Origin of the sequence: Streptomyces sp. NPDC096079 (assembly GCF_040303145.1) — a bacterium.
GTDB lineage: Bacteria > Actinomycetota > Actinomycetes > Streptomycetales > Streptomycetaceae > Streptomyces.
In genome coordinates, this window is record NZ_JBEOST010000055.1 from 1 (window position 1) to 1,139 (window position 1,139).

Annotated in this window: 1 protein-coding gene; it reads right to left on the reverse strand. The window is 69.4% G+C overall.

Going from position 1 to position 1,139, the window contains the following annotated elements:
* Nucleotides 1–1,139: acyl-CoA dehydrogenase family protein (locus ABTY59_RS37620; protein ID WP_234286027.1), on the reverse strand; the 1,139-nt coding region annotated here is incomplete at both ends.

Below are 1,139 nucleotides of genomic sequence, written 5' to 3' on the forward strand. Positions count from 1 at the left end.
TACGGGAGGTTGCGGGCCATGACGATGCGCTGGACCTGGTTGGTGCCCTCGTAGATCTGGGTGATCTTGGCGTCGCGCATCATGCGCTCGACGGGGTAGTCGCGGGTGTAGCCGTAGCCGCCGAGGAGCTGGACGGCGTCGGTGGTGACCTCCATGGCGACGTCGGAGGCGAAGCACTTGGCGGCGGCGCCGAAGAAGGTGAGGTCGCCGTCGACCCGCTCGGACTTGGCGGCGGCGGCGTAGGTGAGCTGGCGGGCGGCTTCGAGCTTCATGGCCATGTCGGCGAGCATGAACTGCACGCCCTGGAAGTCGGCGATGGGCTTGCCGAACTGCTTGCGCTCCTTGACGTAGCCCTTGGCGTAGTCGAGGGCGCCCTGGGCGATGCCGATGGCCTGGGCGGCGATGGTGATGCGGGTGTGGTCGAGGGTCTTCATCGCGGTGGCGAAGCCGGTGCCCTCGGCGCCGATCATGCGGTCGGCGGGGATGCGGACGTTGTCGAGGTAGACCTCGCGGGTCGGGGAGCCCTTGATGCCGAGCTTCTTCTCCGGGGCGCCGAAGGAGACGCCCTCGTCGGACTTCTCCACGACGAAGGCGCTGATGCCCTTGGACCGCTTGTCGGGGTCGGTGACGGCCATCACGGTGTAGTACTCCGAGACGCCGGCGTTGGTGATCCACCGCTTGACGCCGTTGAGGACCCAGAAGTCGCCGTCGCGGACCGCGCGGGTCTTCATGCCGGCGGCGTCGGAGCCCGCGTCGGGCTCGGACAGGGCGTAGGAGAACATCGCGTCGCCCTTGGCCAGCGGGCCGAGGTACTTGTGCTTGAGCTCCTCGGAGCCGGACAGGATCACCGGCAGCGAGCCCAGCTTGTTGACCGCCGGGATCAGCGAGGACGAGCCGCACGCGCGCGCGACCTCCTCGATCACGATCACCGTCGCGAGCGCGTCCGCGCCGGCGCCGCCGTAGGTCTCCGGGACGTGCACCGCGTGCAGGTCGTTGGCGACCAGCGCGTCCAGGGCCTCCTGCGGGAACCGGCCCTCCTCGTCCACCGCCGCCGCGAACGGCACGATCTTCGCCTCCGCGAGGGCACGCACCGACTCCCGGAGCATGTCGTGCTCCTCGGAGGGCCGATACAGGTCGAA